Raw genomic sequence first — 690 nt, 5'->3', positions numbered from 1 at the left:
GATTTAGAATAACGAGGCAGTTACGGTATCAAACAAATGAGTTACCTGTAGTGGCTAACTTAAACTTGAAATTTACGCTTAATAAGTAAAATGAAAGTGGGTAATTTTATTTATAAACATGAGGGAGATAATTAAATGAGAGATTTCTATTTTCCAGAATGGGGTGTCTGGAGTAACCAACATGCAAAGAGATGGGAAGAGGCATTTGTGGTGGGTAATGGAAACGTAGGCGCTATGCTATTCGGTGAACCTCTGCAGCAACATTTGATTTTGAATGCCCCTGATTTCTTTCTAAAGGGAAACCCAATGGACACGGCCCCTGATTTGGCGCCATTCTTACCAGAATTTCGTAAGCGCATCCAAGACGATGGGTATGAAACAGCTATTATTTATTTCGAAGAGAAAGCAACAGAGTTAGGTTATCCTGGTTTAACGATGAGTGATCCCATCCATCCCCTATTACAAATCGATTGGATGTATAACGATACGATGATTAAAGGTGATTCGTATCGGCGTATGACAGATTTTAAGAAGGGTGTAATCATTAATACCTTTGATGATGAAAAGGATCAGACTTTTTTAAGCAAAACTTTTATTAATAATCAAAATGAATCCTGAATAATTCATAGTTTTTCTAATATGCTCTCTAAACCTTGTCCCGTCCTTGTTTTTCATATTGTTATCCGACAC

1 protein-coding gene is annotated in these 690 nt (G+C 37.0%); it reads left to right on the top strand.

The window, feature by feature from the left end; translation table 11 throughout:
* The first annotated feature begins 135 nt into the window (after window positions 1-135).
* Entirely contained in the window at window positions 136-618 is a 483-nt protein-coding gene (locus tag PVE40_RS12850) for a glycoside hydrolase N-terminal domain-containing protein (protein ID WP_274732320.1), read from the top strand.
* Window positions 619-690 lie beyond the last annotated feature (72 nt).

The organism is Jeotgalibaca caeni, from assembly GCF_028863945.1.
Taxonomy (GTDB): Bacteria; Bacillota; Bacilli; order Lactobacillales; family Aerococcaceae; genus Jeotgalibaca; species Jeotgalibaca caeni.
This window is presented reverse-complemented; position numbering and strand designations above follow the sequence as displayed.

Coding starts and splice junctions, on each gene's coding strand:
- PVE40_RS12850 (WP_274732320.1), top strand. CDS start 136: ATGAGAGATTTCTATTTTCCAGAATGGGGTGTCTGGAGTAACCAACAT.